General features: G+C 68.6%; 1 protein-coding gene. It reads right to left on the bottom strand.

The window, feature by feature from the left end; genetic code table 11:
- A partial coding sequence (locus tag H3H39_RS27560; RefSeq protein ID WP_182157716.1) for a hypothetical protein occupies positions 1-223 on the bottom strand: 223 nt, incomplete at both ends.

Genomic DNA, 223 nt, shown 5'->3' with positions numbered 1-223 from the left:
CCTTCGACGGCGCTGAAGCTGCTATTCCAGGTGGTTCCGCCGTCGGTGCTGTAGCTGAGGGTGGCGCCGGTTTCGGCGCCGCTGATGGCCAGTGTACCGACGTTGGTGATGCCGTCGCTGCCGCTGGAGCCGCTGTCGTGGGCCAGGGCAACCACGGGTGCCGCGGTCGCGGTGTCGAGGGTGAAGGTGAAGGCCGCGGCATTGTGGGTGTTGCCGGCCACGT

It is taken from the genome of Rugamonas apoptosis (assembly GCF_014042355.1).
In the GTDB taxonomy this organism is placed as follows: Bacteria; Pseudomonadota; Gammaproteobacteria; order Burkholderiales; family Burkholderiaceae_D; genus Rugamonas; species Rugamonas apoptosis.
This window is presented reverse-complemented; position numbering and strand designations above follow the sequence as displayed.